Here is a 294-nt window from a genome sequence, read left to right on the forward strand (position 1 = left end):
AAGAAGCCAAAGCAGATATTATAAAATACATTGAATTATTTTATAATCATCGAAGAATTCAAAAGGGTTTGGGTTTTAAGACACCAAATCAAATGGCTGAAGACTTTTATAAGTTGGCTGCCTAGAATCTCCCAAGGGAAAGTCTCCTGATAATTCAGCGTATATCAAGAAGCACTTTGATTGAATTCTAATACTGTTTGTTATTCCCAAGTAGAAATGTCCTACCTAATAACCAAATAGAAATGTCCTATACAGACATTTCCAAGTCAAGCACAGGATTTAGATTTCGTTCTT

1 pseudogene is annotated in these 294 nt (G+C 33.3%); it reads left to right on the plus strand.

Annotation, left to right across the window (positions count from 1 at the left end):
• Window positions 1-125: pseudogene (locus ACG9ZB_RS17065) on the plus strand (IS3 family transposase); the annotation flags it as partial.
• Window positions 126-294: the final 169 nt, after the last annotated feature.

This window comes from Acinetobacter johnsonii, from assembly GCF_048551975.1.
GTDB lineage: Bacteria > Pseudomonadota > Gammaproteobacteria > Pseudomonadales > Moraxellaceae > Acinetobacter > Acinetobacter johnsonii_A.